25 protein-coding genes and 2 pseudogenes are annotated in these 26,250 nt (G+C 60.6%); 10 read left to right on the top strand and 17 right to left on the bottom strand.

Annotation, left to right across the window (positions count from 1 at the left end; all coding sequences use genetic code 11):
* Positions 1-12: 12 nt before the first annotated feature.
* From M0D65_RS24840 to M0D65_RS24825, 4 genes are all read right to left on the bottom strand, one after another.
* A complete protein-coding gene (locus tag M0D65_RS24840; protein ID WP_266254985.1) occupies positions 13-1,179 on the bottom strand; it encodes a porin in 1,167 nt (388 codons plus the stop codon).
* A 382-nt stretch (positions 1,180-1,561) separates the two neighbouring features.
* A complete protein-coding gene (gene mmsB, locus M0D65_RS24835; protein ID WP_266254984.1) occupies positions 1,562-2,458 on the bottom strand; it encodes a 3-hydroxyisobutyrate dehydrogenase in 897 nt (298 codons plus the stop codon).
* 29 nt (positions 2,459-2,487) lie between these two features.
* On the bottom strand, positions 2,488-4,014 hold the full coding sequence (locus tag M0D65_RS24830) for a CoA-acylating methylmalonate-semialdehyde dehydrogenase (protein ID WP_266255072.1): 1,527 nt from the start codon (positions 4,012-4,014) through the stop codon (positions 2,488-2,490).
* 30 nt (positions 4,015-4,044) lie between these two features.
* On the bottom strand, positions 4,045-5,358 hold the full coding sequence (locus tag M0D65_RS24825; RefSeq protein WP_266254983.1) for an MFS transporter: 1,314 nt from the start codon (positions 5,356-5,358) through the stop codon (positions 4,045-4,047).
* A gap of 129 nt (positions 5,359-5,487) precedes the next feature.
* On the opposite strand from M0D65_RS24825, the gene M0D65_RS24820 reads away from it, so the two are divergent.
* Positions 5,488-6,471, top strand: a complete 984-nt coding sequence (locus tag M0D65_RS24820) for a LysR family transcriptional regulator (RefSeq protein ID WP_266254982.1) — start codon at positions 5,488-5,490, stop codon at positions 6,469-6,471.
* A 112-nt stretch (positions 6,472-6,583) separates the two neighbouring features.
* Entirely contained in the window at positions 6,584-7,501 is a 918-nt protein-coding gene (locus M0D65_RS24815) for an FAD-dependent oxidoreductase (RefSeq protein ID WP_266254981.1), read from the top strand.
* 204 nt (positions 7,502-7,705) lie between these two features.
* On the opposite strand, the gene M0D65_RS24810 is transcribed toward M0D65_RS24815, so the two are convergent.
* Complete coding sequence (locus M0D65_RS24810) at positions 7,706-8,716, bottom strand: hypothetical protein (protein WP_266254980.1); 1,011 nt, start codon at positions 8,714-8,716, stop codon at positions 7,706-7,708.
* A 338-nt stretch (positions 8,717-9,054) separates the two neighbouring features.
* Here M0D65_RS24810 and M0D65_RS24805 point away from each other — a divergent pair, with 338 nt between their 5' ends.
* Positions 9,055-10,914: a type III effector HrpK domain-containing protein gene (locus tag M0D65_RS24805; protein WP_266254979.1), complete on the top strand. Its 1,860-nt coding sequence runs from the start codon at positions 9,055-9,057 to the stop codon at positions 10,912-10,914.
* Between the two features lie 28 nt (positions 10,915-10,942).
* On the top strand, positions 10,943-11,410 hold the full coding sequence (locus M0D65_RS24800) for a GNAT family N-acetyltransferase (protein ID WP_091017161.1): 468 nt from the start codon (positions 10,943-10,945) through the stop codon (positions 11,408-11,410).
* Positions 11,411-11,553: 143 nt separating this feature from the next.
* Here M0D65_RS24800 and M0D65_RS33185 read toward each other — a convergent pair.
* Positions 11,554-11,799: pseudogene (locus tag M0D65_RS33185) on the bottom strand (hypothetical protein); the annotation flags it as partial.
* A 249-nt stretch (positions 11,800-12,048) separates the two neighbouring features.
* A pseudogene (locus tag M0D65_RS33180) lies at positions 12,049-12,300 on the bottom strand (hypothetical protein); the annotation flags it as partial.
* Positions 12,301-12,734: 434 nt separating this feature from the next.
* On the opposite strand from M0D65_RS33180, the gene M0D65_RS24790 reads away from it, so the two are divergent.
* Positions 12,735-13,178 carry a MerR family transcriptional regulator gene (locus M0D65_RS24790; RefSeq protein ID WP_266254977.1) on the top strand — a complete coding sequence of 148 codons (444 nt, stop codon included), beginning with the start codon at positions 12,735-12,737 and terminating at the stop codon, positions 13,176-13,178.
* 40 nt (positions 13,179-13,218) lie between these two features.
* On the opposite strand, the gene M0D65_RS24785 is transcribed toward M0D65_RS24790, so the two are convergent.
* From M0D65_RS24785 to M0D65_RS24775, 3 genes are all read right to left on the bottom strand, one after another.
* A complete protein-coding gene (locus M0D65_RS24785; RefSeq protein ID WP_266254976.1) occupies positions 13,219-13,647 on the bottom strand; it encodes a nuclear transport factor 2 family protein in 429 nt (142 codons plus the stop codon).
* Positions 13,648-13,714: 67 nt separating this feature from the next.
* The gene (locus tag M0D65_RS24780) at positions 13,715-14,167 is read right to left on the bottom strand and encodes a GNAT family N-acetyltransferase (protein ID WP_266254975.1); all 453 of its coding nucleotides are present in this window, start codon (positions 14,165-14,167) and stop codon (positions 13,715-13,717) included.
* A gap of 46 nt (positions 14,168-14,213) precedes the next feature.
* On the bottom strand, positions 14,214-15,119 hold the full coding sequence (locus tag M0D65_RS24775; RefSeq protein WP_266254974.1) for a LysR family transcriptional regulator: 906 nt from the start codon (positions 15,117-15,119) through the stop codon (positions 14,214-14,216).
* Between the two features lie 119 nt (positions 15,120-15,238).
* On the opposite strand from M0D65_RS24775, the gene M0D65_RS24770 reads away from it, so the two are divergent.
* Positions 15,239-15,676: a heme-binding protein gene (locus M0D65_RS24770; protein ID WP_266254973.1), complete on the top strand. Its 438-nt coding sequence runs from the start codon at positions 15,239-15,241 to the stop codon at positions 15,674-15,676.
* 116 nt (positions 15,677-15,792) lie between these two features.
* On the opposite strand, the gene M0D65_RS24765 is transcribed toward M0D65_RS24770, so the two are convergent.
* Together M0D65_RS24765 and M0D65_RS24760 are read right to left on the bottom strand one after the other, a co-directional pair.
* Positions 15,793-17,148 (bottom strand): lysoplasmalogenase, encoded by a 1,356-nt coding sequence (locus M0D65_RS24765; protein ID WP_266254972.1) that lies wholly within the window; start codon positions 17,146-17,148, stop codon positions 15,793-15,795.
* A 34-nt stretch (positions 17,149-17,182) separates the two neighbouring features.
* Positions 17,183-18,145, bottom strand: coding sequence for a sterol desaturase family protein (locus M0D65_RS24760; protein ID WP_266254971.1), 963 nt, complete (start codon positions 18,143-18,145; stop codon positions 17,183-17,185).
* A gap of 127 nt (positions 18,146-18,272) precedes the next feature.
* Here M0D65_RS24760 and M0D65_RS24755 point away from each other — a divergent pair, with 127 nt between their 5' ends.
* Positions 18,273-19,277 carry an AraC family transcriptional regulator gene (locus tag M0D65_RS24755; RefSeq protein ID WP_266254970.1) on the top strand — a complete coding sequence of 335 codons (1,005 nt, stop codon included), beginning with the start codon at positions 18,273-18,275 and terminating at the stop codon, positions 19,275-19,277.
* Positions 19,278-19,292: 15 nt separating this feature from the next.
* Here M0D65_RS24755 and M0D65_RS24750 read toward each other — a convergent pair whose 3' ends face one another.
* The 5 genes from M0D65_RS24750 to M0D65_RS24730 all read right to left on the bottom strand — a co-directional run bounded on the left by M0D65_RS24750 (position 19,293) and on the right by M0D65_RS24730 (position 23,409).
* On the bottom strand, positions 19,293-20,153 hold the full coding sequence (locus tag M0D65_RS24750; RefSeq protein ID WP_266254969.1) for a lytic transglycosylase domain-containing protein: 861 nt from the start codon (positions 20,151-20,153) through the stop codon (positions 19,293-19,295).
* 134 nt (positions 20,154-20,287) lie between these two features.
* A complete protein-coding gene (locus tag M0D65_RS24745; RefSeq protein ID WP_266255071.1) occupies positions 20,288-20,671 on the bottom strand; it encodes a hypothetical protein in 384 nt (127 codons plus the stop codon).
* 82 nt (positions 20,672-20,753) lie between these two features.
* Positions 20,754-21,842: an alpha/beta hydrolase gene (locus M0D65_RS24740; RefSeq protein WP_266254968.1), complete on the bottom strand. Its 1,089-nt coding sequence runs from the start codon at positions 21,840-21,842 to the stop codon at positions 20,754-20,756.
* A gap of 150 nt (positions 21,843-21,992) precedes the next feature.
* Positions 21,993-22,595 (bottom strand): TetR/AcrR family transcriptional regulator, encoded by a 603-nt coding sequence (locus tag M0D65_RS24735; protein WP_266254967.1) that lies wholly within the window; start codon positions 22,593-22,595, stop codon positions 21,993-21,995.
* Between the two features lie 121 nt (positions 22,596-22,716).
* Complete coding sequence (locus M0D65_RS24730) at positions 22,717-23,409, bottom strand: DUF4336 domain-containing protein (RefSeq protein ID WP_266254966.1); 693 nt, start codon at positions 23,407-23,409, stop codon at positions 22,717-22,719.
* Between the two features lie 196 nt (positions 23,410-23,605).
* Between M0D65_RS24730 and M0D65_RS24725 the strand changes: the two genes are divergently transcribed.
* The 3 genes from M0D65_RS24725 to M0D65_RS24715 all read left to right on the top strand — a co-directional run bounded on the left by M0D65_RS24725 (position 23,606) and on the right by M0D65_RS24715 (position 26,215).
* Complete coding sequence (locus tag M0D65_RS24725; RefSeq protein WP_266254965.1) at positions 23,606-23,854, top strand: hypothetical protein; 249 nt, start codon at positions 23,606-23,608, stop codon at positions 23,852-23,854.
* A gap of 289 nt (positions 23,855-24,143) precedes the next feature.
* Entirely contained in the window at positions 24,144-24,992 is an 849-nt protein-coding gene (locus M0D65_RS24720; protein ID WP_266254964.1) for an AraC family transcriptional regulator, read from the top strand.
* A 206-nt stretch (positions 24,993-25,198) separates the two neighbouring features.
* Positions 25,199-26,215, top strand: a complete 1,017-nt coding sequence (locus M0D65_RS24715; RefSeq protein WP_266254962.1) for an NAD(P)-dependent alcohol dehydrogenase — start codon at positions 25,199-25,201, stop codon at positions 26,213-26,215.
* Positions 26,216-26,250 lie beyond the last annotated feature (35 nt).

Genomic DNA, 26,250 nt, shown 5'->3' with positions numbered 1-26,250 from the left:
CTGAACCAGCGATTAGAAGCTGTGGTACATGCCAACGTTGGCTTGAACCTGGTTACCGCCCGATGCCGTGTTGCCGAAGTCAGCAGCCGAAGCGTGAGCGCCCAGAGCATGGACGTAGGCACCCATGGCGTAAATCGAGGTGGTCTTCGACAGCGCGTACGAAGCACCGAGCGACGCCTGATTGATCGAAGCCATTGTGTGACCCTGGGCGGCTTGATCAGGCGTGGCTGCCGAACCGTACACATACGTGTACCCGGCAGCCAGCGATAGTGCCGGGCTTACGCGGTATTGCAGAAGGGCACCCAGCACGTTGAAGTGGATCGACGGCTGGCCGTTGTTGCCCTGGTACTGAGCGTTCGAGTAACGCAGGCCAGCCGTGTACGGACCAACCTCGTATTGGCCGGCGATCTGCGCGATGCCCGCGCTCTTGAACGCATTGCCGCCGTTGTAACCCGAACTCGGATAGCCCAGAGCACCGCCGAACGACGGTTGTGCCGTGGCGTTCACCCAGCCGTTCTCACCCTGGTTCGCAGCACGGAAGTAGCCGCCTGCAACCGTCAAACCACCTTGAACGTAGTCCGCCGCCACCGACCACGATTGACCCGAACCCATGGCACCGGCCACGCCGCCGAACGAGTACGCGCCTTCAGCCTGGAAGCCGCTGATGAGCGGCGAAATGTACTTCACAGCGTTGTTCTGGTTCGTCGTGTTGTCGTTGTTGTCGACGTCGCCCGGGGTCGAGAATGCCGAGGCCGAAATGGCGTCGCCCGTTAGGCCCTGAACCATCTCCGTCACGGCGTCGAGCTGGCGACCCAAACGCACCGTACCGTACTGGTCCGAAGCGAGGCCTACGAAAGCCTGGCGGTTGAACTCCGAACGTGAAGTGCCAATGGGACCCTGGCCGCCGATGCCACCGGTAGCAATGTTGAAGCCGTTTTCGAGCCGGAAGACTGCCTTGAGGCCGCCGCCAAGGTCTTCTTGACCCTTGATGCCCCACTTGTTCGAACCCGAGGCGCCGCCATCGAGGCTGAACTTGTTGTGACCACCGACGTTCGAGGTGTAGCCAATACCTGCGTCGAGCATGCCGTACAGCGTGACCGACGACTGCGCCATTACTGCCGAGGATGCCGCGAAAGCGCCAACAGCGATAATGCCTGCCTTGATTTTGCGATTTTTCATTAGTGTCTCGTTGACCAGGAGTAGTTTTTGAATTGATTTACTTGTTGCTGTGCGCCGGAGGATAAGACACCTGCTATAACTCACGAAACAAAAAATAACTCACTGTCGTAAAAACGTAACACGGGGCGCAATGCCGTGGGTTGCGGTTAATCGATGTATTCCGTAATTGCAATGCGGGATTGTCCCCTGACAGTATTTGGGACTTCGATACAAGTCAGATCGGATTAACCTGAATGCGCGTGAGCTAGAACCGTCAAATGGTATTTCCGCAAAGATTCAATCGGGAAATCTTGAGCGAATTTGATAGGCCGATGAAAACACGACCGCGGCGAGGCGCCTGATACAGCGCCCCACCGCGGCCGATGCAGTACACCCTACCCGCTTACGACGCGTCGTCGTCGCGCCGATACAGCTTGATAACCGCCGAGAAATCGAGCCGCCCCGCCCCCTTGGTGCTCATCGTCTGATACAGCTGCTGCGCGAGCGCCCCCAGATAAACCGGCTGGCGCGCAAGCTTCGCTGCATCGGTGGCGAGACCCAGATCCTTCAACATCAGATCCGTGCCGAAACCCCCGGTATAACCGCGCGACGAAGGCGCTGTCCCGATCACCCCCGGAAACGGGTTATAGGTATCCGAGCTCCAGCACCGTCCCGTCGACGTATTGATGATGCCGCCAAGCACGTTCGGATCGATCCCAAGCGCCTCGCCTAGCGACATCGCTTCCGCAACGCCCGCCATCGTGATGCCGAGCACGAGGTTGTTGCAGATCTTCGCGACCTGGCCGGTCCCGGTGTCGCCGCAATGAACGATGTTCTTGCCCATCGACGACAACACCGGCTTGACCTGCTCATAAACCGCCGCGCTGCCACCCACCATGAACGTCAGCGTGCCCGCCGCCGCGCCGCCCGTGCCGCCCGACACCGGCGCATCGACAAACGCGTTGCCCTGCTGCGCGGCGAGTTCGGCGAACTCCTTCACGCTCGCTGGGTCGATCGTGCTCGAATCGACGATCGTCACGCCCTTCGCGATGCCGGCCAGCACGCCGTCGGCGGCAGTGAGCACGCTGCGCACGTGTGCGGCAGCGGGCAGCATCGTGATCACGCATTCGGCGTCGGTCACCGCCGCCTTCGGTGAAGCGGCGGCTTTCGCGCCCGCATCGACGAGCGCCTGCACAGCCTGTGCGTTCAGATCGAACACGTTGACCGCGTGGCCCGCTTTGAGCAGGTTGTGCGCCATCGGCGCGCCCATGTTGCCCAGTCCGATGAAACCGATCTTCATGATGCTGTCTCCCTGGTTCGTCGTGCTGCTCAGCGCAGGCTAATGGTCGTATTCACGCCGTCGTTGACGGTCGCATCGTCGAACCAGCGCGCGGTAACGGTCTTCGTCTGCGTGTAGAACTGCACGACCTGCTTGCCGTACGGGCCAAGATCGCCAAGCTTCGACCCACGCGAACCGGTAAAGCTGAAGAACGGCACCGGCACCGGAATCGGAATGTTGATACCGACCTGACCAATATCGATCTCGCTCTGGAACTTGCGCGCCGCCGCGCCGCTTTGCGTGAAGAGCCCAACGCCGTTGCCGTACGGATTGCGATTGACGAGCGCGATCGCTTCGTCGAGTGTCGGTACGCTCAGCACCACCAGCACCGGTCCGAAAATCTCGGTGCGGTAGATGTCCATGTCGGTTGTTACGTCGGTGAAGATCGTCGGACCGATGAAGTTGCCGTCTTCGTAGCCCGGCACCTTCACCGCGCGGCCATCGAGCGCGAGCGTCGCGCCCGCCTTCACGCCCGACTCGATCAAGCCAAGCACGCGCTGCTTCGCCGCACGCGACACGACCGGCCCGATGTCCGTGCCCGCTTCGTGACCCGCGTTGACCTTCAGCGTCTTCGCCTTCTCGACGAGATCGGGCAACCATTGCTGCGACGCCCCGACCAGCACGACCACCGACGTCGCCATACAGCGCTGCCCCGCCGCCCCAAAACCTGCGCCCGCCAGCGCATTCAACGTCTGCTCGCGATTCGCATCGGGCAACACTACCGCGTGATTCTTCGCGCCCATCATCGATTGCACGCGCTTGCCGTGTTCGCTGCCAAGCCGGTACACATGCGTGCCGACCGCCGTCGAACCGACAAACGACACCGCCTTCACGAGTTCATGCGAACACAGCGCATCGACGACTTCCTTGCCGCCGTGCACGACGTTCAGCACGCCCTTCGGCACACCCGCTTCGAGTGCGAGTTCGACGAGCGCCATCGTCGACATCGGATCTTGTTCCGAAGGCTTCAGCACGAACGTATTGCCGCAGACGATCGCCATCGGGAACATCCACAGCGGGATCATCGCCGGGAAGTTGAACGGCGTGATGCCGGCGCACACACCAAGCGGTTGCCGCAGCGTGTAAGTGTCGACGCCGCCCGCGACGTTCTCCGAGAATTCGCCTTGTTGCAACGTGCCGATCGACGCCGCGTGCTCGACCACTTCGAGCCCGCGAAAGATATCGCCCTCGGCATCGGGTAGCGTCTTGCCCTGCTCGGCCGTGAGAATCTTCGCGATGCGCGGCATATGTTCGCGGATCAGCGCCTGGTACTTCAGCATGATGCGCATCCGTGCGCCGATCGGCGTGTGCTTCCACGTCGCGAAGGCTGCATGCGCAGCGCGAACCGCGGCATCGACTTCAGCGGTCGTCGCGAACGGAACGCGCGCGAGCACATCCTGCGTCGCGGGGTTCACGATGTCGCGCCATTCGGTGGTGTGCGATTCGACGAACTCACCGTCGATCAGCAACTTCACGTTTGCGACGCCTGCCTTCGATGCCTGAGTGACTGCATTCATCATTGACTCTCTCTTTCAGTTGAAAACCCGCTAGCTGGCGTGCTTACGCATCATGAGCGTACAACCCAGCGCGACGATACCTAGTGCAACCATGTAGACCACGACGTAATGCGGACTGCCGCCACCGGCGACGAGCAACGCCGTCGCGATCATCGGTGCGACGCCGCCGCCCAGCACGCCTGCCAGCTGAACCGACAACGAGATGCCGCTGTAGCGAATCTCGGCGGGAAACTGCGCGGCGAACAGCTGCGATTCCGGCGCATACAGAATCGGAAACACGACACCGGTGCCGAGCACCATCGCCCACCACACCATCGCAGGATTCCGTGTGCCGAGCATCGCGAAGAACGGCGCCGCGAACAGACACATGATGACGAGGCCGATCAGGAACAACCTGCGCTGCCCGATCTGGTCGCTCAACCAGCCGCAGAACGGCATCGTGAACAGCGACAGGACGGCGCCGGCAGTGATCGCATGCAGGATGTCGGCTCTGGGAATCTTCAATTGATTGGCCGCGTAAGCGAGCGCGAACGCCACGACCAGATAGAACCAGGTGTTCTCCGCCGTCCGTGCGCCGAGGATGATCAGCAGTTCGCGCGGCTGGCGTCGCAATGCGGCGAGCACCGGTGCCTTCACCGGCGCACCGGTCGCTTTCACGCGCTCGAAGTCCGGCGATTCCGGCACGCTCACGCGGATCACCCAGCCGATCACGACCAGCACGATGCTGGCGAGAAACGGAATGCGCCAGCCCCACGCGAGCAGTTGCGCTTCGGGCAGGCGCGTCACGGCCGCCATTGCCAGCGACGACAGGATCAAACCGAAACCGACACCGGTCTGCGGAAGACTGCCGAAGAAACCTTTTCGTCCCGGAGGCGCGTGCTCGACGGCCATCAACACCGCGCCGCCCCATTCGCCGCCGACAGCCATCCCTTGCAGAAAACGCATCGTCACGAGCAGCGCCGCGGCGCCGTAGCCGATGCTTTGATAAGGCGGAATCAGGCCGATCACGATGCTCGGAATACCCATCAGCAGCAGCGTGACGAGCAACATCGATTTGCGTCCGATGCGATCGCCGAAGTGCCCGAACACGATGCCGCCCATCGGCCGCCCGATAAAACCGACGCCGTACGTCGCGAACGCCGCGAGCGTGCCGAGCACCGGGTCGAGCGTCGGAAAGAAGATCTTGTTGAATACCAGCGCAGCGGCTGTGCCGTACAGGAAGAAGTCGTACCACTCGATGGTCGTGCCAGCCATGCTGGCCCAGCCCGCGAAGATGTAGTCGCGGGCGCGCCTGGGTGGCTGCCGCGTCGAGGCCAGTCCATCGGGCGTTGAAGGTATCTGCATGCGGTGTCGTCTCCGATTGTTTTTATGTCGCCAGCCGCGCACGGCTCACGCCACCGGTATTCCGGCAGCATACGGACGAGTATAGTTACTCGAATATTCACAGGGAATACGCGAAAAAGCCCATCCGATATGCAAAAAAACACAAGCCGGTTGCCGCAGAACCTGAACTGGGACGATCTGCGCTACTTCCTCGAAGTGGCGCGCACGCAGCGCGCCAGCGGCGCCGCGAAACGGCTCGGCGTCGATCACACCACCGTGGCGCGCCGCGTGCGGGAACTCGAGACGGCTCTCGGCACGGTCCTGTTCGACAAGTCGCGCACAGGCGGCTTCGTGCTGACCGCCGAGGGCCAGCGTCTGCTCAGTTACGCGGACGCGGTCGAGACGACCGTGCATTCGGCAAGCGAACAGCTGGCAGGCAGTACGCAATCGCTGACGGGACATGTGCGGATCGGATCGACGGAAGGCTTTGGGTGCTTTTTTCTGGCACCGCAGCTCGCGCGCTTTAGCGGCAGTCACCCGGACGTATCGATCGACCTGTTGCCGGTGCCGCATTTCGTGAGCCTGTCCAAGCGCGAAGCCGATCTCGCGATCACGCTGGAGCGGCCCAAGCGCGGCCAGTATGTCTACACGCGGCTATGCGACTACCGGCTTAAGCTGTACGGCACCGCCGACTATCTGCAACGCCACCCACCGATCCGCACCGTCGCCGATCTACGGCAGCACGCGTTCATCGATTACGTCGAGGATCTCGCGTTTAGCCATGAGCTGCTCTATCTGAACCGTGCCGTGCCGAACGTCACGGCGAACCTGTGCAGCACCAGTGTCATTGCGCAATACCACGCAACGTTGCAGGGCAATGCGCTCGCGATTCTGCCGTGTTTCATGGCCGGACCGAACCCCGCGCTGGTGCAGGTGCTGCCCGACGAAGTGGTCGTGACCCGGCGCTTCTGGCTATGCAGCCGCGAGGATCTGCGCAAGCTGCGCCGCGTCTCGTCGCTGTGGGACTATCTGCGCGCCGCCGCCGAGGCTAACCGGCCGCTGCTGATGGGGGAATCGGCGGAAATGCATTACGTGGACGCTATGCAGGCCAACGATACCTTGCCGTTCGCGTAACCAGTCCAGCGTTCGCATATGCGCCGACGTCGCAACACCGTAGTCCCTACGATGGGCTATCGGGCGACCCATCCGGACTCGCCGCTTCTGGTTTCTGGCGAGGAACGGATCGATGGAAAAGATGGAAGACGTAGTGGTGATCGGCGGCGGCCCCGCAGGCGCGGCCAGTGCGTTGTGGCTGCATCAACTCGGGCTGCGCGTGATGTTGCTCGAGGCCGGCCCGGCCGTCGGCGGATTGCAGTTGCGCAGTCCGTATTCGAACGTGTGGATTCCCGGATTGCTCGGCAAGTCCGGACAGGAGGTGGCAGGGCTGCTGCAAGAACAGCTGCGCGCCGCCTCGGTGCCGCACATTCCCGGTTTCAGGGTGACCTCGTTTCGTCGCGTGGACGCGTCGACGGCCTGGGAAGTCTCGAACGGCAGCAGGACGTTCCGCGCGCGCTATGTCGTGATTGCGACCGGCTCGAAACCGCGTAGCGCGGGGTTCGTGGAATCGGATTGCGTCGCGATTGGGCCGGGTATATCGATGGAGCGGGTCTCGGTTGAAGGTCGGCGGGTCGCCATTCTTGGGGGCGGCGATAACGCATTCGATCAGGCGGGTTCGGTGCTGCGCCGAGGGGCCGCCAGTGTGGACATCTATTGCCGTCGTCGGCCGAGCGCCCAGCCGCTTTTGCAGCGCCTGGTTCCTGCACGACATGTCCACGTCGGACCTTTCGATGCGGACCAGACTCACATGACCGTCAACGGAATTCCTTATGACGTACTGGGCGTTCAGTTTGGCTTCGATGCGTGCATACCAGGGGGCCTCGAGGTTCCTCTGCGCGCAGGCTGCATCGATGTCGACCAGCACGGCGCGATTCCTTCATTGCCGCGCATGTATGCAGCCGGTGAAGTGACGAACTATTGGCATCCCTGCGTGACGACCTCGTTTGCGCATGGCATCCAGGTCGCGAAGTCGATTCAGCTGAATCTGCTGGCAGAGGCGGCTGAAAGTGCTTCGGAGGTTGCACGGGAAGCCGTGGTGGAATGTTGACGGCATGACGCCTGGGGCGGTTTTTTGCCCTGGGCGTGCTGAGCCAGTATCGGGCGGTGAGCTCACCCGGCGAATCCAGTTGTGACAAAGGCCACATGCGCTTCCACATGTGGCCTTCGACATTGCCCTTTAAAACAGTTTCGTTACGGCTGCGCCGCGGCGAACGGTGCGGGTCTGAACCCGGCACCGTCGCTCCGGTACGGTCTAGCTCAACGCGTTCGCATTTGCATTCGAGCCGCCCTGCCCCATACCGCCTTGCGCAGCCCACTGGAAGTCGTTCGCACCGGCGATACCATCCGAGCCCGCCACATCGTGCGTCTCGATCTGGTTGTACACGCTCGGGTTCTGCAGCATCCACTTCGCGGCAGCCGAGTCGGTCGGCGTTGCATTCGCCGGCGGGTTGTACGCGAGCTGGTACAGCTGGTTCGGGTCCATCGGCGGCGTGTTGTTTGCGCCCATGTAGCTTGCCAGCGCTCCCGATGCACTTTGCGCATTGAACTGCTGGCCACCGTTGAACTGTTGACCGCCGTTCTGCTGCGGCTGCTGCTGCACCACCGGCCCGTGCCCCAGCGGCATCATGTTGCTGAAACCGCCGTTGAAGCCGCCACCGTTAAAGTTCGGCATCTGCGAAGTGGAACCGGTGTTCGAGTTACCACCGAAGCTGGACATCGGCGGTGCGGAACCGGTGTTCGAACCACCGCCAGGCGCTCCGCCTGTTCCACCCGTGCCACCGGTACCGCCCGCTCCACCCATACCGCCCTGCGCCGCCCACTGAAAGTCGTTCGCACCGGCAATGCCATCCGAGCCCGCAACGTCATGCGTTTCGATCTGGTTGAAGACGCCCGGATTCTGCAGCATGAACTTCGCCGCGGCCGAATCGGTCGGCGTGGCATTCGCCGGCGGGTTATACGCGAGTGCGTACAACTGGTTCGGGTTCAGCGACCCGATGTTGTTCTGACCCATGTAGCTCGCCAGCGCACCCGAGGCGCTCTGCGCATTGAGCTGCTGGCCGCCGTTCTGCCCCGTCGGCGACGTGCCCGACGCCGGCGCGCTGCCGCCCGCCTGCGGCGCATTCTGCAGCATCTGCTCGATTTCCCCGAGCACGGTGGCCAGCGCCTGCTGGAATGCGCTCTGGTTGCTGTTCGTCCCACCAGGCTGCATGCCCGGGTTGTACTGAACCTGGTCGGACCCGTTGTTAATAATCACTGTAGTCATCGTACGGCCTCGCGCGAATAGGTAGATGTGGTGAAGGCAATGCGTGAGATGACTCTAGGCGCCGGCTGCATTTCAAGCGCGTGACATGCGAAGTTGTTTTCAACGGCGCGAAGCGTCGATGGCGATCCGTGTCTTGATCCGTGTCCCGGGTTGAACACGCGAAACAGGCGCGCGGCTTTCTTCGCAAATCGCAACAGGTGTTCGGCAATGACGAGGTAACAGGCTACCCACGATACCGATAATGGGCTTCCATTCGATGAGGATGCGTCGGCTTCGCCACTGCATCCCGAGGTGCTCGTTTCGCACAGGCGAGCGTTTATGCAAGGAGCCCCGCTGTCATGAACAACATATCGATCACCGTCATACCCGACACATCCTCCAGCATGGTGTCGGGTCTGCAGTCGAACGGTCCGAACACGCCGCAAAATGGCATGGACGCGAATTTCATCGCCGAGCTTCAAAACATCCTTGCCACCTTGATGCACAAGCAGATGCAGGAGGGCGTCGCGCAGCCTGGCGGGAACCCGACGAACTTGCAGCAAACGAACCCGCAGCAAACCACGCTGCCGCAAACGACTCTTCCGCAAACCACCTTGCCGCAAGGGAGTTTGTCGCAGGCACCGACCGGGTCGCCCACTCAGGCTGCGAACTCGGGCAGCGGCTCCTATCCCGAGTTGGACAACTACACCGCGCAGAACGACTCGTCGGATCTCGGCAAATGGTCGGACCTTGCCGCCAGCAGCCAGGGCGTCTCGCTCGAGCGACCGCTCGCGGCAATGCAGATTCTGTCGGGCCAGCCGGGTGCGAACGGACAACCGCCGACGCCGGCACAAAAGCAGGCCGCCATGCAGTTCGTCAACGACAACCCGTCGATGAAGAGCGCGATGCAGAACGCGGGCGCGCTGAAATCCGACGGCAGTATCGATCAGAAGAAGATGAAAGGTTTGATGGACTCGGTCCATACGAATCTCTCGCAAGCGGACGACAACGTTAAGGCCTACATGAAGAAGCATCCCGATGCGGATGCAGCCTCGCTGAACAAGGTACGCTCGGCCGGCTTGATACAGGCATACAACGCGCTCGCCGGCGAATCGACCGGCCACCAGGGCGGCAAGAACAACAACAACTACAGCGGCGGAAAGAACAGCGGCGGGATCACGACGAAGCAGCAGGTCGACGATCTGCAGGACAACAAGGGTTTCAGTTCCGCGCTGAAGAGTGCTGCCCAGGCATGGTCGTCGAGCGGCGCATTCGACGCACTCGATCGCGCCGGCGACGACAAGGCCACCAGCAAGGCCGACGGAAAAGTCAGCGACGACAATCTGTCGGACTTCATCAAGAACGATGCGCCCAGCACCGCACAGGGCAACCAGAGTTTCCTCGAAGATGCGAGCTTGCAGAACATCACAGCGAACACCGATACCAGCAACCTGAATCAGGACATCTTCGCGAATCCGCAGAACTACACGCCGCAGCAGAAGGCCGCTGTCATGGTGAAACTGATGCAGACACTCGTGAACGTGCAGGCGGGCGGATCGGATGGTCTGCGCGATGTCAGCAAAACCGTGGCGGCACTGACCCAGGACATCCAGCAGCTGGCCAGCGACCCCGCTACTCAGGCGTACCTGCAGCAAGCCGTGCCGCCTGCGATGCAGAACCTCGACGGCGAATTTGCGCAGGCCGGTGGTCTCTCCGAAGCGGGTGACAGCGGCGGTAGTGGTGGCGGTGGTGGCTCGGCGGTGGACGGTTCGGGTGGCCAATCGCAGGGATCCGCTTCGAACGTTGTTGATCAGGTGCATAAGGGCCTAAGCGATGCGAAAACCGTGACGCAGTCCCTTAGCGATCTCGCCAAGGGAGAAGGCTTCATGGGCATCGGCGGCGACAGCGCTGCAGCTGAAGCCGCAGGTGCGGCAGGCGCCGCGGGCGGAGCCGAAGGGGCAGAGGGCGCGGTGGCCGGTGTCGATGCAGCGGTCGCGGGTGCGGAAGGCGGCACGGCAGCAGCCGAAGGCGTGATGGGCGCAGTGGCCGGCGGTCTTGCCGCAGCAGCGCCGGTGCTGGCGATCGGCGCGGGCATTGCCGGTATCGCGGGTATCGTCATGGCCATCGTCCAGGCGGTGCAGAAGAAGCAACACCAGAACGAGTTCGCCGACAACGTCGATCCGACGCTGAAGCAGTTCGGCATTCCGCTGCCGAGCTGATCTGGGCAATCTGAAGCGAGGTCATACGATGCGCCGCGTTCTATTCGACCGCAAAGACGAGGTCATGCGTTTCGTCGCGAGACAAACCGGCGAAAGCCGCTATGACGACTGCTCGACGATCGGGCTTGAGAAGGATGGCGAGATCGTCGCGGGCGTCGTCTATCAAGGGCACAACGGGCCCAACGTGCTGATGCATTTTGCACTCGGCGGCTCGCGCCATCTGATCACGCCTGCGTTTGTCTCTGCGGTGTTCATGTATCCGTTTCAGGTGTTGCAATGCCAACGCGTGACCGGGCTCGTGCGGGCCGATAACGTCAGTGCCCAGTTGCTCGACGAACATCTCGGCTTCGTGCGCGAAGGGGTGATGCGCGAAGGCGCCGGCGATCGCGAGGACTTCATCATGTATGGGATGCTCGAGCGCGAGTGCCGGTTTTTGCGTGGGCGATATTTCGCTGCGCTGCAGAGGGAGTTGAATCGTGTTGAGGTGGCGGCGTAGAGCCACGTAGAAAACATTGAAGGTGATGCGCCGGTTTGAAGCGGCGCATCACCTTTTTGTGTTTCACCGGGTTGGTTCGGTTCAACCCGGTGCATGCAGGTCTAGCTCAACGCATTCACGTTCGCATTCGAGCCGCCCTGCCCCATACCGCCTTGTGCAGCCCACTGGAAATCGTTCGCGCCGGCGATACCATCCGAGCCCGCCACATCATGCGTCTCGATCTGGTTGTACACACTCGGGTTCTGCAGCATCCACTTCGCGGCGGCCGAATCGGTCGGCGTTGCGTTCGCCGGCGGGTTGTACGCGAGCTGGTACAGCTGGTTCGGGTCCATCGGCGGTGTGTTGTTTGCGCCCATGTAGCTTGCCAGTGCTCCCGAGGCACTTTGCGCATTGAACTGCTGACCACCGTTGAACTGTTGACCGCCGTTCTGCTGCGGCTGCTGCTGCACCACCGGCCCGTGCCCCAGCGGCATCATGTTACTGAACCCGCCATTGAAGCCGCCGCCGTTAAAGTTCGGCATCTGCGAGGCGGAACCGGTGTTCGAGTTACCACCGAAGCTGGACATCGGCGGCGCGGAACCGGTGTTCGAACCACCGCCAGGTGCCCCGCCTGTTCCACCCGTGCCACCCGCTCCACCCATGCCGCCCTGCGCTGCCCACTGGAAGTCGTTCGCACCGGCAATGCCATCCGAGCCTGCAACGTCATGCGTTTCGATCTGGTTGAAGACGCCCGGGTTCTGCAGCATGAACTTCGCCGCGGCCGAATCAGTCGGCGTGGCGTTCGCCGGCGGGTTATACGCGAGTGCGTACAACTGGTTCGGGTCCAGCGATCCGATGTTGTTCTGACCCATGTAGCTCGCCAGCGCACCCGAGGCGCTTTGCGCATTAAGCTGCTGGCCGCCGTTCTGCCCCGTCGGCGACGTGCCCGACGCCGGAGCGCTGCCGCCCGCCTGCGGCGCATTCTGCAGCATCTGCTCGATTTCCCCGAGTACGGTAGCCAGCGCCTGCTGGAATGCACTCTGGTTGCTGTTCGTCGCACCAGGCTGCATGCCCGGGTTGTACTGAACCTGATCGGACCCGTTGTTAATAATCACTGTAGTCATCGTACGGCCTCGCGCGAATAGGTAGATGTGGTGAAGGCAATGCGTGAGATGACTCTAGGCGTCAGCAGCCTTTTCGACGTGTGACATGCGAAGTTGTTTTCTGTGCCGCGAACTGGCGGTCTCCCGGTCGCCGGGGCGGTGAATTAGTGGTACGTTTTGAAGGCTGCGAATGAAGTAACGGACGTTGGCGTTACGTCGGCGTCACATTGGGAGTACAGGCCATGCCGAATAATCTGCTTATCGGAGACGTTGCCCGCCGCACCGGTCGAAGTGTCCACACGATCCGATGGTACGAGTCTCAAGGATTGCTGCCGGGCGTGGTACGCGATCAGGGTGGCCGAAGACTGTACAACCAGCGGCATGTGAGCTGGCTCGACCTCATGGACCGCCTGCGCAGAACAGGCATGTCGGTTGCGCAAATGCGCAACTACACCGCACTCGTCGAACGAGGTGCGACTACGCTGATCGAGCGTAGGGCACTGCTCGCTTCACACCGTGCCCGTGTGCAAGAAACCATCGAGACATGGACCGATGCGCTCGCTTTGATCGATGCGAAGGTTGAGTTCTACGATGAGTGGGTCGCCAATGGTCAGCGGCCGGAGGTCGAGCCGCATCGACGTCTCCCGACATCGATGGCGGCCGCCAGACAACAGCGTGACGTATAAGCCGAAAAAATCCGGCGGCAGAATGTGGCCTCCGTCGTAGTCAAACTGTTGCGTCGGAACCTCGATCCGACGGTGCGTGCAACACGCGATCGATAAGCGCGGTGTCACAGTATTCGGTGAGTTCGCGCAGCATTCCATCCTCGACACGAATCACGAAACAGTACGTATTCGCGTACCGCTCGCCGGACACGGTCGTAGCGTCGCCCTCGCACTGAACGACCACATAATCGCCGTCCGCGAGAATCCGCGTGGGAACAATACGCGACGGCGCCTCGAATTGCGCATAGAGTGGTTTTAACAGACGCTCTATGACGTCGGCCTTACCCTCGTATGTACCCGACCAGGCCGTGTTTCCGATGATTCGCCAGACGAAGTCGTCCGCCATGACCGCGCGAAACGGTCCGTGATCGCGCTGGGCGCGCGCGTCCATGATGCTTTGTACAAGGGCTTTGTTTTGCAGGGTCGTCATTGCGGCGTCTCCAGACAGGGGATACGCATACGTTACGACCTGGAGTGCGCTCTAGGTCAAGCGCGGATCAAACAAGGTGCTTGACCATGAACACCCGCTTCAGACCTTTCTCCTCGGCCCGATGCGTCTCCGTGTAGCCGATGCGAGAGTAGAGCGCGATATTTTCGGTCATGGTCTCGTGGGTATAGAGCCTGATCGCCCGGTAGCCTGCCGCTCTGGCTGAGTGCTCGGCGTATTCCAGTAGCCCGCGGCCTATTCCTGTCCCTCTTGCCGAAAGTGCCACGGCTACGTTATCGAGCAACATCGCATCCGGCTCCGGGACGAGCACGAGAATGCCTTGTATGGTGGCTTGCGTCTCGACGACGTAGACCCGGCCCGCGTCGATCAAACGCTCGTAGTCATCCGACATCGGCCCCGGTGGCCGCCCGATACGACTGATATAAGGCGAGTAGGCCTGTCGAACGATCTCCTCGATGGCTTGACGGTCGGCCGGAACGGCGCGGCGGGGATCGAGATGCATTGCAATGTTTCTCCATGATTCGACTGAAAGTGCGCTCCAGGTCAAGCTATAGATCCTGCGCCGTGATCCTCTCCGCGAGGAAGTCGATCAGCGCCCTTACGCGGCGCGGCAACGATCGTCCAGCGACCCACACCAGATGCACCGGCACGGGCTTCGGCTCGAACTCCGCAAGCACGACCTCCACCGCGCCCGAGTCGACAAGGCTGCGCACCTGCCACAACGGCGCGCGGGCTATGCCGTGGCCTGCTGCTGCGGCCATGTTGCAAGCATCGGCGTCGTTTGCGCGCAACCTGCCATGGACCTCTACGCTGCGGCCATCCGCGCCGAAGTCCCAGACCTCCCGAAGCGGGTCCTTTCGAAGGATGCATTCGTGTTTCGCGAGGTCGGAGGGATCGGTGAGGTGGCCGTGTGTGGCGAGGTATTCCGGTGCAGCAAACAGCACGCGTCGAAATTCGGTGACCCGGCGCGCCCGAAGATTCGAGTCGGGGAGACTCCCCAGACGAACAGCAAGGTCGATTCCTTCGCCAGCGAGATCGACATGTTTTTCGGAGAACAGCAGTTCCACGCTGACACCCGCATGGATGCCCATGAATGCGGTGACCGACGGCACGACGTATTGCACGCCGAAGGAAGACGGTGCAGCAATGCGAATAGCACCGCGTAACTGGACGTTCTGCTCGATCAATTCGTCCCGGGCCGAGTGGATTTCACGTAGCGCGGGTCGAATGCGGCTGGCGAACGCCAGGCACGACGCTGTTGGATGGACACGACGCGTGGTTCTGGTGAATAGCGAAACGTTGAGTTGCTGCTCGATGCTCGCAAGCGAGCGGCTAACTGCCTGTAGCGAGCGGCTAACTGCCTGTAGCGAGCGGCCAAGCGATCTCGCTGCCGCGGTGAGACTGCCGTGGTCGATCACCGCGAGCAGCACTTCGTAGTCGTCACCTGCTGTCATCGTGATTCTCTCGCTGATCGGAAGAATGTCTCTCGGCTGGAACGCTATGCGCGAACAAGCGTAAATCATACAGTCGAGACACGGCATCCGGCCGCTGCAAAACACTCAGGAAGATCGACATGAGCACAGCAACACTCGCGCACGACGTACCTTTGTATGGCACGCCGATAACGCTTTTACTGGCAAAAAAAGTAGCCGAGGCCGCTGAAGATGAGGCCACTCGTCACGGGTGGCCGATGGTGATCGCGATTGTCGATAGCGGCGGTCACCTCGTGTTGCAGCACTGCCTCGATCAGGCGCAGCACGGCAGCATCGAGGTGGCCAGAAAAAAGGCTGAAACCGCGGTCAGGTTTCGGCGTTCGACGAAAGTCTTCGAAGACGCGCTCGCGCAAGGCGGCTTGAATCTGCGCCTGCTTGGGATGACCAATCTCACGCCGCTTGATGGCGGCATTCCGCTTGTTGTCGATGGCAGGGTTATCGGTGCGATTGGGGTATCGGGGATGCAGTCCACTCAGGATGCAAAGGTCGCGCAGGCTGGGGTGGATGCGCTGCGATAGGTTCGCAACAGCGGCGTCTCAACCTTGCTGCAAAGGTCGCACGGGCGCGGGCGGATTCCACGCGGTAGATTCCAGCCGCAACGCCTCAATCTTGCTGACGAGGCGCGCAGTGCGTTTCACGCGCGTCTGGTCTGGTGAGTAGACGAGGCAAGCATCCACATCGCCGCGTAGTAGCTCGCGAGTATCCACAACGCCGACAACGGTAGCGCTGCATGAAAGCGATCCCACGCCAGCAAAGTATCGCTGAGCATGAACAGGAGACCGCCCACCGCCGCACGTCGCGCGGAGCCGCGCAGGCTATCGTCCACCGCACCATGCACCCACACGCGAGCCAGCGCCTGAGCACTCATCGTCGCAAGCACCAGCACATAAACGATCACGGGCACGCGCAACTCCGACGGCAACGTCGGCCACAGCAGCCACACGTTGAGCGCCCCATAGCCGAGGTAAGCAAACGCCGACAGCGGTCGAGCCGCAAACCGCGTGTCGCTGCTCAATGCGACGATAAAACACAGATGTGCGAGCAAAAAGCTGACTAGTCCCGCTACAAACAGATTCCACGGCAGCATGAGGAAGACATCGCCGGCCAGCGACAGGACGATGCCGCGCAGCATCCACGACCGGTAGCGCGGCGCGGCCGCGTGCGCCGTCCATGCGAGCCGCAGTATCAACAGCGTCGCGAGCGGTTTGCATAGCCAGTGGAGCCAACGCCAGGGTGTATGCCCCGCATTCATGAACAGTGCGCCAAGAATTGCTCCGACCACTGCCGCGAGCGTCAAGGTTGCAAGCAACCGTGGCCTGGTCGACCCATCGCGCCTAAGCGGTCCTGACTCTCCATGCAACGTGCCGAGCACCCAGTCCATCAGCGGAAACACGATGTTGAAGTTATACGTCTGCATCAGATCCCGCCGATGATGGATTCGATGCAGGCGCCGCATATGACTGATCCACAGCAGACGGGCAAGCGGATGTGTCTCGGGCAGATGTTCGCAGGCGTGAAAAATCTCATAGCTCAGGTACCCGATCAACATCGTGCCGCAAAACAGCGCGGCAACATTGCCATCGATCTTCGCCAGCAACCACCAGACAGCGAACAGCCCCACGCTGTAGAACACGATCAACCACGCGGGAAAGAGAATGACCCGCCAGTCCTGAGCAGACTCGTAACGCATCCGCTCTTCGACAAAGAAGCTATGGTGGTCGCCGGTGTGACGTTTGTAGAACATCGCAGCCAGCCGATGCTTGTAGTGGCCGAGATGCTTATGCGCAAAGTATTCGGTCCAGTTGAACAACACCAGCGCGAACGGGACAGTCAACCACTCCAGCGGCTCCACACGATGCAGTGTTCGCCAGAACAGAAACACGCAGAGAACACCGTACGCCAGAACAAAGCCCCCGTGTAACCAGGGGCTGTAACGCGGATCGATGCCTGCGCGATAACGCATCCGGAATGCCTGAGTGTCTTGAGGCACAGCGGCTCCTTCTCTCGTTGACGCCGGCAATGTGTTACGAAACGCGACGGGTTGTCTCACCGTTCTTCAGCGATCCCGTCAAGGAGCGTGTCCATTCCGGCGCTTTCCACAAATGCCGGATGCGCTGAAAGAACGGCCCCGGTTGTGCGATATCGCGTAGCAGATCCCTATATTCGTGAAGCCAGCTAACGAACAGGTTTCGCGTGTGAACCTGGTTGACGATGCCATATTCAGGCGGTTCATCTTTTGATTCTTCAACGAACGTACCGAACAGACGATCCCAGACGATCAACGTACCGGCGTAATTCCTGTCGATATAGCGGGGATTGCGCCCATGATGCGCACGGTGGTGGCTCGGCGTGTTGAAGATGAACTCGATGGCGGGATGCAACTTCGGCACCAGCGTGCTGTGGATGAAGAACTGGTACACGAGGTTCAACGCGTAACACATGCCGATCCAGACCGGATTGAAACCGAGCAGCGCGAGCGGAACATAAACGAGCCAACCGCCATTGAATATGTTGGTCGCATTCTGCCGCATCGCTGTGGAGAAATTCAGGCGCTCCGACGAATGATGCGTCACGTGCGCGCACCAGAACCAGCGTATGCGGTGCGAGGCCAGGTGAAAGAAGTAGTAGGCGAAGTCGACGGCGATGTAGAGCACGATACCGACGAGCCAGCTCCAGCTGATGTCGAACAGCCGGTGCCGGTAAGCGAGCGCGTAGACGGGAAAAGCGATCACGCCCGCGAATAGTAGTTCGCTGATCTGATACCCGGCCCCGAGCGTGAAGTTCAGAATCGCTTCGCGCGCATCCATCAGCTTGCTGTCGTGACGGATGCGGAAATACTCCCACAGCGCGACGCCGATGAAGACGGGCGTCGCGATGACGAAGATCAATTGACGCGCGTCCAGCGCCAGCCACGACGCGACGGTTCGACCTAGCTCGAATAGCCCGCTGTGCGTCCAGACTTCAGTGAATGTTTCGATTATCGACATGTGCGTCTCCCCAGCTTTCTTGTCTGTAGCGCTATTGAAGACCAGAAGGCGCCTACAAGGCTTGACTAACGATGTCAGCAAATTGACAATCCGTGCCATTCGCGAATAGTCGTGAATGGGAGTGGCGATGCCGATCAAACGGGTGACAGGCGCGTGGACGCACTTGCTGGGCGACTGGCTCGACGCGGAAGCGTTGCCCGCTGCGCGCCTGCGGGCCGAGCTGGCCGCGCTCGCCGACGATGAGGTCGTGGCGATGGAGACCTGGCAGTCGCTGCTCGAACGGGCGACCGCCATGCGTCCGGCGGTGCTCGCGCCGGGCTTGCAGATCGGTGCGCTCGTCGAGCCGCGGCATGTCGGCGTGCTCGGTTATCTCGTGCTGGCTTCGGACACAGTCGGCGAGGCATTGCTCGTCTATCGCCGCTACGAACGGCTTTTCTACGGTGTCGATCTCGCCGAGATCGAAATCGACGCTCAGGATGTCGAGATTCGCTGGCCCCCGAGTGTGCCGGCCGTTTCGCAAGTCGTCGACGATGTCGCGATTGCCGCGCTCGTCACCTTCATCGCGCGACAGGTGAACGCTGCGCCGGCACCGAGCCGGATCAGTTTCGTTCACACGCCGCCCGCCGATCCCGCCACACAATTGCTCTACGAAAATTTCTTTGGATGTCCCGTGGATTTCGGCGACGTCTGCACGCGGGTTCGCTTCCCGGCTTCGTATTTAATGAAGCCAATGGCTCATGCGGACCCGGGCTTGCGCGCGTTGCTCGATCGTCAGGCGCAGGCACTGCTGCTCGCGCAACCGGATCCGGATGCGTTTGAGCGCGCCGTTCAGGAGAGTTTGCTTAAGCTGTTGCCGGAAGGCGCGCCGACTATTTCTCGTGTCGCGCAGGCGTTGCATATGTCGTCACGCACGTTGCAGCGAAGGCTCGATGCGGCCGGGGAAACGTGGCAGTCGTTGCTCGACCGTACGCGGGAGCATCTGGCGCGTCAGTACCTGCTCGATCGAAGTCTGAGTCTCAGCGATATCGCGTTGCTGCTCGGTTACTCGGAGCAGAGTGCGTTTAACCGCGCATTTCGTCGATGGACCGACGAGACGCCGGCCCGTGCGCGACGCGGGGAACGCGATGCGTAGTGACGAATCGTGGAATCAGGTCGTTGCCAGGCCCGATTGCTGCGCGGCTTGCATGACCTTCTGCACGTAAGTCGGATCGCCAGTGCCGGCGGGTGTCGAATTCAGGTTGTTGAGGTCGACACCGTTCGGACCGGAGTTGTACGCGCGTAGCGCCGCTTCCATGTTGCCGCCGAACTGCGAGGAAAGCGACTTCATGTAGTTCGCACCGGCTTTGATGTTGTCGGCGGGGTTGGAGATATCGCCGCCGCCGTTTTGCTGGAACTCGTTGTCGCCGAGTTGCATCAGGCCACCACCGGGGGTGCTCGCAATCCCCTTGGATTCCTGCCAGATCTGGCCCGCGAGGATGCCGGGAGGCACGCCCGTCGCTTGCGAAGCCGACATGATCTGATCGTGATATGTGCTCGCAATCTGCTGCGGCGTCATGTCGCCGCCGGAGGTTTGCTGCGTCGGCGTGACGGACGATGCTTGCGAGGGCTGCTGCACCGGCGGCGCGGCGGGTGGTTGTGCGGGCGGTTGTGCGGGCGGTTGTGCCGGTGGTTGCGAAGGTGGTTGCGAAGGCTGTTGCGCGTCCGATGTGACGGGCGGCGGTGGCGGTGGTGCCTGCGTGGATGGCTGACCGCCCTGCGCCCCTGCTGGCGGCGCTTGCGGCGCCTGTTGAGGTGCCGATTGCGGTGAGAACGGTTGCGCGCCTGGCGAAGCAGACGACTTGCTACCGACCGGTGGCGCGTCATCGTCGCCGCCCTGATTCTGCATCTGCTGCAGCAGATACTGAATCATCTCGATCAGTTGCTCGATGAACTGCATGTTCTTCGTGGCATCGCTTTGCGACGGATCGGTCACGCTGTTATCGAGCGCGGACGAAGGTTGGTTCTGCATGACGTTGAGCATGGTTTGCCCCCGCATGAGGTTGGCTTGTCCCGATTATTGGACGCTGCTTCGCTTCAGGGAGAACGCGATGCGAAGCAAGCGACAGCCATGCGAAGCAAAAACCTGCAACGTGCAGCGATGCTTTATGTATTTGGTAGCGTAGATTTCTTGCCACGTCGACGCGGCTTGGGCTCGACGCCCACGCGCGGATCGCGTGCGATGACGAGCGCCGTCATTCGCTCCACGACGTCTTCAAACGCCGGATCGGCTTCCGGGACGTAAAGCCATTTACCAAGTACCGGATGCGGCCGCAACGCGGGCATTTCATCGATAAGCGCGGCGTGTCGATCCTGCGATGTGCATACCAGCAGGCCATTCCACGGCGCGTCGCGATCGGCGGCGATCAGGCATAACAGGCCGTCGATATATGCGGCGTCGCTGCCGAACATCCGCTTGTGGATGTAAGTCGGCTCGCGCTCGAATGCGTCGAAGATCCAGAGCAGGGAGTTGCGGATGGTGGATGGCATTAGCGTGAAATTCCTGGCGACTGCAACGCAAGCGGGTGCAGGAATCTTATTTGATCGCGGGAACGCCCGTCCAGCGATCGTGCTATCGCTCACCAACGCTGCGCCGAGTACCGGCGAGCGACGTCAACCCGAGTCGCAGCGCATCCGCTGCCTCGATCAATGCGTCACGTCCGGTATGACCTACGCCCGTGGCATTGATGATCCCGTGAATCAGGCCGTCGTGAAGGCGCAACGTCACGGGAACACCCGCCTCACTCATGCGACGCGCGTATGCCAGACCTTCATCGCGCAACGGATCGAAGCCTGCGACGGCGACGTAAGCGGGCGGTAGGCCAGCAAGATCCCTCGCGAGCAGTGGCGACACGCGAGGATCAAGCGCTTCTGCCTCATCGGCGAGGTAATGATTGCGGTACCAATCCATCTGCGCCGCCGTCAGGAAGAACCCATCGGCGAACAACGCATACGAGGGATGCTTCGTCGATAGATCGGTGACGGGGAAAAACATCAACTGAAAAGCGGGCTTGGGTCCGTCGCCCGCAGTAGTGATCTGCGAGACGACAGCGGTGAGGTTGCCACCAGCACTCTCACCGCCGATACCGATCGCGGAAGGATCGACACCAAGTGCCGCTGCGTTATCGACCGCATACCGGAATGCGGTGAGCGCATCGTTCAGGCCAGCGGGGAATGGATGCTCGGGGGCAAGACGATAGTCGATGGACAGCACAGATAATTTCGCCTCTATCGCCAACACCCGGCACGCGCTATCCGCAACACGAACGTCGCCTAGTACCCACCCGCCGCCGTGGTAGTAGACGAGCAAAGCCGAAGGCTCCGTTAGATTGGCCGGCCTATATAAGCGTGCCGGGATCGGGCCACCTTCGCCGGGAATGGATATGTCTCTGATGGTCTCGATCGGGATCGGATTGCCGAATAACTGCGCCTCATTGACGAGCACTGCGCGCGCCTCGACAAGCGTCAAGGTTTCAAACGAAGAGTTCGGCACCAGGTTGAGCAACCGCAATGCAAGCTGCACCTCGGGGTGCAGCTCCTGTCCGTCAATGCGGATCGGTTTGCCGCCCAACCATCGTTGCAGCCACGTTGGCAGGATGCCTACCACCCTCAGGACAACGCGTGCGACGCGATCCAGCAATGACTTGTGCTCCGTATCCATCGACGGTCCCTGATCGAGTTCATTCAACGCAGTCGACCCGGAACGTCCAGAGTCGGCCTCTGGAGCGAAGATTAGATAAATATCGGACATTTGTCCAGATATCTATATTGCCGTGATGCGGGGTCGAGCTGCGGTCGAATATCGCGTGGGTTACTTGTCGTCCGGCAGGTAGGCACGCATCAGCGCGCGGATTCCGCTCAGAAGTACACGCCGATCGGCATCGCCGCGTGGCCACGCCAATCGATGTAACGCGAAGCCGTCGAGGAGCGCGATCATGACCCGGGCTGCCTCGTTGGGCCGGGTGGCTCCCATCTCGCGTAAGGCCGCTTCGGCGGCCTGTTCGAAGCTAGCCATCATATGGTGCGCGGTGGCTTGCAACTCAGGCCGCTGACGGCACTGCAAATAGATTTCAAACTCGGCGGCGACCTCGGCGGGACGGACCGCTGTTAGCATTTTCGCGAACCGGTTTATCGACTCATCCACGTCCTCGTCCGCGCGGACGAAGTCCGGAATCAGATCTTCGACCTGGGCAATCAGACGGGTAGCGACGGTCCGCATCGCTTCGGCGACGAGTTCGTCGATGGATGCGAAGAAGTAACTGGTGGTCGACAACGGCATCTCTGCACGCGCCGCGATAGCACGATGCGTAGCGCCGTCGATGCCTTTTTCGGCAATGACGTCGATGGCCGCTTCCAGAAGAGCGGTTCGGCGAGCCTGAGCAGCGGGGCGATGTTTGGGCGGGTGGATAGGCATAAGCCGATTGAATTTTCTAGTTCGGACGGATGTCCGGATTATAGGCACTAACCGGGCGACCGGAAATACGCGCAAGGTCAGATCGACAACCTGATCCGAATTACCCGCTCCGCACACCTGGCTATAACCATTCCAGCCCCTTCCTCAGGGTCTCGCGTGCATTGTCCGTAATCACGTCGCCATGCGCTACGACGACACGCTCGAACGGCAATGCGAGGATGCGCGCCACGCTTTCTCTTGCGGCGCGTCGATTGATATACACCACGCGCATCATGGGCGGCCAGGTGACGTTGCCTAGCATGCCGTTCAACCTGAGATAGCCACGCGTGAGCCAGTGCGAATGCGCCTTGAAGTTTTCGACGAGGTCGGAGGTGATGAGCGTTTTCGAAGCCGGGTGATAAAAGACGGTTTCCCTCAACAGGCTGCCCGCGATCGTGATCGACACGAGGTCGCTGCGCCAGTCAGGATCGGGTTCTTCCGATAAGACCGCATCAAAACGTAGATCGCGCCGTTTCCGGTGTAGTTTCTCTGGTCCATACAGCCTCGCCTCGGGATAGGTCGTCAGGGCCTGCTGCGCATACACGTGGTGAAACAGATTCGGACAGACGATGTGGCCGACTGGGCCGATCGCATCGATGGGGGCGCGCAACTCCGGTGTGATCGGCACTGGGGAATGCAATAGCACCTTGCCCGACGAAAGACGGATCACCGTCATGCGTGTGTCGACATGCAGCCCAAGAAAACTGTGCGGGGCTTTGCTCACCCAGATGTCCTCGGCAATCTTTTCAAGCTCGCTCGTTTTGATTTGATTCATGCGGCTCCCTGGTCGATCTGTTGGGCTGGAGAGGGTTGGTTTCTGCGGACATCTCGCAGTCGAATCAGCCTCGCCCTCTCGATGTTCACACGCTTCAATTGTGCATTTACGATTACGGACACAATAAAACATCGCGTTTGACGTACACGCTGTCGTAGGAGATAGTCCAATTCATTCAACCACGTTGACAATCTCGATGAACAAGAAAAAATGGTTGCGGGTTGCCCTGATTATCACGGCTGTTGCGCTTTATCGGGTGTACACATACGTTCACCACATACAAACAGGCTGCATGCAGGTCGGCGCGCATCAACGATGTCGCTTTGAAAACGCGCCGAACTTCGAGGGGTTGCTGCACGTCGACTTGCTGTTCACGCGTGGCTGGGTAGCGGGCGCGATACTGTGTTGGCTCGCTTTCATGTGGTCACGAAAGAAAGGGGATTAAGCGGATCCTTATTTTTTGCTTCAGGTTCTGGCGCGAGACGCCCAGCCCTATCTGCCACGCACGCCTATAATCCTCCGTGACACTACGTGTTCCAACGAGGATTACAACCATGCCCCTCGATCTCTCACATATCGCGCGTTTGCTTGTCGTATTTGTTGTGGCGATTGGTGTCGTGAAGTTCTTCGGTTACCTGCGTCGCAATAGATAGAAGCACGTCGGCACAGTGACGTATAGGCAGAGCGAGCTAAACGAGGTCCCTTTGTGATTGCTCCAATTGAGGAGTCGAGAAATGGGAATGCCTAAGGTAGGCCGGGTAGCGAAGACGTTACTCAGCCATTCGTCGATGTCGGTGGCTAACTTCCGCTGCGATTCAAGAGTGGTGGGGTCACACGGCGAGGCGTCGATTTCCTATGTGACACGGGGCAGCCTGGGATATCAGGCGCGCGGGAAATCCTTTGATCTTGTTGCTGGGTCGATTCTCGTTGGACGGCCCGGTGTCGATTATGTTTGTACTCACGATCGGAATGTAAGCGGCGAGTGCCTGTCCTTTCGCTTCATGCCCGAATTGATCGAAGCGATCGGCGACGCACCGGAGGTTTGGCACGTAGACGGCGTGCCACCGTTGGCCGAGATGATGGTTCTCGGCGAGCTCGCGCAAGCCGCCGCCAACGGTACGAGCGATGTCGGGCTCGACGAAATCGGCATGCTCTTTGCCGCGCGCCTGACAGAAGTGATCTCCGGCCGGAAGCAGAGAGTGACCGACGCCACTGGAAGCGACCGCCGACGTGCCGTCGAGGCAGCGCTCTGGATCGATGCAAATTCTCAGGAAGGCATCGATCTTGAAGGTGCGGCCAAGGTTGCGGGTTTGAGCAACTTCCATTTCCTTCGCGTGTTTTCTAAAGCGCTCGGCGTTACTCCACATCAGTATCTCGTTCGCTGCAGGCTGCGCCATGCGGCCCGTCTTCTGGCCGACGATACGAGGTCCATCAGCGAGATCGCACTCGATGTTGGCTTTGGCGACATTTCGAATTTCGCCCGTACCTTTCATCGGGCTGCGGGCGTTCCGCCTGGAAGTTTTCGTCAGATGGCTCGTGGTAAACGTGCTGAGACGCGAGATTTGCAGAGTGTTTTCCGCTGAGAACGGGCTGTAGCTCGTCAGGAATCTCGACGCCGCCGCAATCAAGTCCGGCCCGAAAATAGCAGCAATATCCTCCAAGTATTCCCATCTCCCGCGCCGTAAGCTGCGTCCACGAAGCGTATTCGTGAACCCTGGATTTTCTGCGCCGGCTAGATGCGACGGCTCGGCGAGAGATCGTCGCAATCGTCAATACATTGGAGATGTAAATGCAGGCATATCACCTGGAAGAATTTGGCAAACCCGAAGGCATCGTATTGCGCAATCGAGACGAGCCGAAACCTGGTCCGAATGATGTCGTTATCCGTGTTCGCGCGGCGTCGCTCAATCGACGCGACTTGATGATCCTGGGGAAGACGTATCCGTTGCCGGCAAAGCCGGATGTCGTGCCGTTGAGCGACGGTGCCGGCGAAGTTGTCGCCGTCGGCGACAAGGTTTCCAGGTTCAAGGTCGGCGACCGGGTAACCGGAAGTTATTGGCCTCGCTGGCGGGATGGGCGCCTTGCCGCGGATTACATGGATCAGTTGGGTTGCACGGTCGACGGTATGGCGGCCGAGTTCGCTGTGTTTAACGAGCAGTGGCTTGTTCGGCTGCCTGACTACTTGATGTGGGAAGAGGGAGCGAGTCTTAGCTGCGCAGGTGTGACGGCGTGGTGTTCGGTCATGGGATCCGGGTCGCTTAAGCCAGGCCAGACTGTTTTGACGCTCGGCACCGGGGACGTGTCGCTCTTTGCTGTGCAATTCGCAAAGATGATGGGTTGCCGCGTGATTGCGACGACGTCTCAAGATGCTAAAGCTGAGAGGCTAAAGACGTTGGGGGCCGATCACGTTATTAACTACGTCGAAACTCCGCAGTGGGGTGCGGCAGTGCGCGAGCTTACTGGTGGACTTGGAGCAGATCTCGTCGTTGAAACGATGGGGCCTGAAACGATTGAGCAGTCCTTGATTGCATCGGCTAGTTATTCGGAGATCGTCGTTCTCATCTGGAAGAGTGCGAAGCAATCCGCGTTGGTGCTTCCTGCGAGTGCTTATGGGCCGAAACTTACGACTATCCGTCGGCTGTTTGTGGGTAGTCGTGTTGATCTTGAGGCGATGATCAAGGCTATGAGTGCGCGGGAGATTCGGCCTGTTATGGATCGGACGTTTCCGTTTGCACAGGCTCATGAGGCTTATAGGTACTACGAGGGGAGGAGTGGGTTTGGGAAAGTGGTGTTGCTTGGGGAATAGAGGTGTGTGAGCTGAAAACCCGTACACGGCAGAAA

It is taken from the genome of Paraburkholderia sp. CHISQ3 (assembly GCF_030464945.1).
Taxonomy (GTDB): Bacteria; Pseudomonadota; Gammaproteobacteria; order Burkholderiales; family Burkholderiaceae; genus Paraburkholderia; species Paraburkholderia megapolitana.
Note: the sequence above shows the minus strand (reverse complement) of the source record. Positions and strands in the feature narration are given on the sequence as shown.

Coding starts and splice junctions, on each gene's coding strand:
- M0D65_RS24810 (WP_266254980.1), bottom strand. CDS start 8,716: ATGACTACAGTGATTATTAACAACGGGTCCGACCAGGTTCAGTACAAC.
- M0D65_RS24805 (WP_266254979.1), top strand. CDS start 9,055: ATGAACAACATATCGATCACCGTCATACCCGACACATCCTCCAGCATG.
- M0D65_RS24815 (WP_266254981.1), top strand. CDS start 6,584: ATGGAAAAGATGGAAGACGTAGTGGTGATCGGCGGCGGCCCCGCAGGC.
- M0D65_RS24790 (WP_266254977.1), top strand. CDS start 12,735: ATGCCGAATAATCTGCTTATCGGAGACGTTGCCCGCCGCACCGGTCGA.
- M0D65_RS24785 (WP_266254976.1), bottom strand. CDS start 13,647: ATGACGACCCTGCAAAACAAAGCCCTTGTACAAAGCATCATGGACGCG.
- M0D65_RS24735 (WP_266254967.1), bottom strand. CDS start 22,595: ATGCCTATCCACCCGCCCAAACATCGCCCCGCTGCTCAGGCTCGCCGA.
- M0D65_RS24750 (WP_266254969.1), bottom strand. CDS start 20,153: ATGCAGAACCAACCTTCGTCCGCGCTCGATAACAGCGTGACCGATCCG.
- M0D65_RS24820 (WP_266254982.1), top strand. CDS start 5,488: ATGCAAAAAAACACAAGCCGGTTGCCGCAGAACCTGAACTGGGACGAT.
- M0D65_RS24775 (WP_266254974.1), bottom strand. CDS start 15,119: ATGACAGCAGGTGACGACTACGAAGTGCTGCTCGCGGTGATCGACCAC.
- M0D65_RS24760 (WP_266254971.1), bottom strand. CDS start 18,145: ATGTCGATAATCGAAACATTCACTGAAGTCTGGACGCACAGCGGGCTA.
- M0D65_RS24830 (WP_266255072.1), bottom strand. CDS start 4,014: ATGAATGCAGTCACTCAGGCATCGAAGGCAGGCGTCGCAAACGTGAAG.
- M0D65_RS24730 (WP_266254966.1), bottom strand. CDS start 23,409: ATGAATCAAATCAAAACGAGCGAGCTTGAAAAGATTGCCGAGGACATC.
- M0D65_RS24800 (WP_091017161.1), top strand. CDS start 10,943: ATGCGCCGCGTTCTATTCGACCGCAAAGACGAGGTCATGCGTTTCGTC.
- M0D65_RS24825 (WP_266254983.1), bottom strand. CDS start 5,358: ATGCAGATACCTTCAACGCCCGATGGACTGGCCTCGACGCGGCAGCCA.
- M0D65_RS24740 (WP_266254968.1), bottom strand. CDS start 21,842: ATGGATACGGAGCACAAGTCATTGCTGGATCGCGTCGCACGCGTTGTC.
- M0D65_RS24720 (WP_266254964.1), top strand. CDS start 24,144: ATGGGAATGCCTAAGGTAGGCCGGGTAGCGAAGACGTTACTCAGCCAT.
- mmsB (WP_266254984.1), bottom strand. CDS start 2,458: ATGAAGATCGGTTTCATCGGACTGGGCAACATGGGCGCGCCGATGGCG.
- M0D65_RS24715 (WP_266254962.1), top strand. CDS start 25,199: ATGCAGGCATATCACCTGGAAGAATTTGGCAAACCCGAAGGCATCGTA.
- M0D65_RS24755 (WP_266254970.1), top strand. CDS start 18,273: ATGCCGATCAAACGGGTGACAGGCGCGTGGACGCACTTGCTGGGCGAC.
- M0D65_RS24780 (WP_266254975.1), bottom strand. CDS start 14,167: ATGCATCTCGATCCCCGCCGCGCCGTTCCGGCCGACCGTCAAGCCATC.
- M0D65_RS24840 (WP_266254985.1), bottom strand. CDS start 1,179: ATGAAAAATCGCAAAATCAAGGCAGGCATTATCGCTGTTGGCGCTTTC.
- M0D65_RS24745 (WP_266255071.1), bottom strand. CDS start 20,671: ATGCCATCCACCATCCGCAACTCCCTGCTCTGGATCTTCGACGCATTC.
- M0D65_RS24770 (WP_266254973.1), top strand. CDS start 15,239: ATGAGCACAGCAACACTCGCGCACGACGTACCTTTGTATGGCACGCCG.
- M0D65_RS24725 (WP_266254965.1), top strand. CDS start 23,606: ATGAACAAGAAAAAATGGTTGCGGGTTGCCCTGATTATCACGGCTGTT.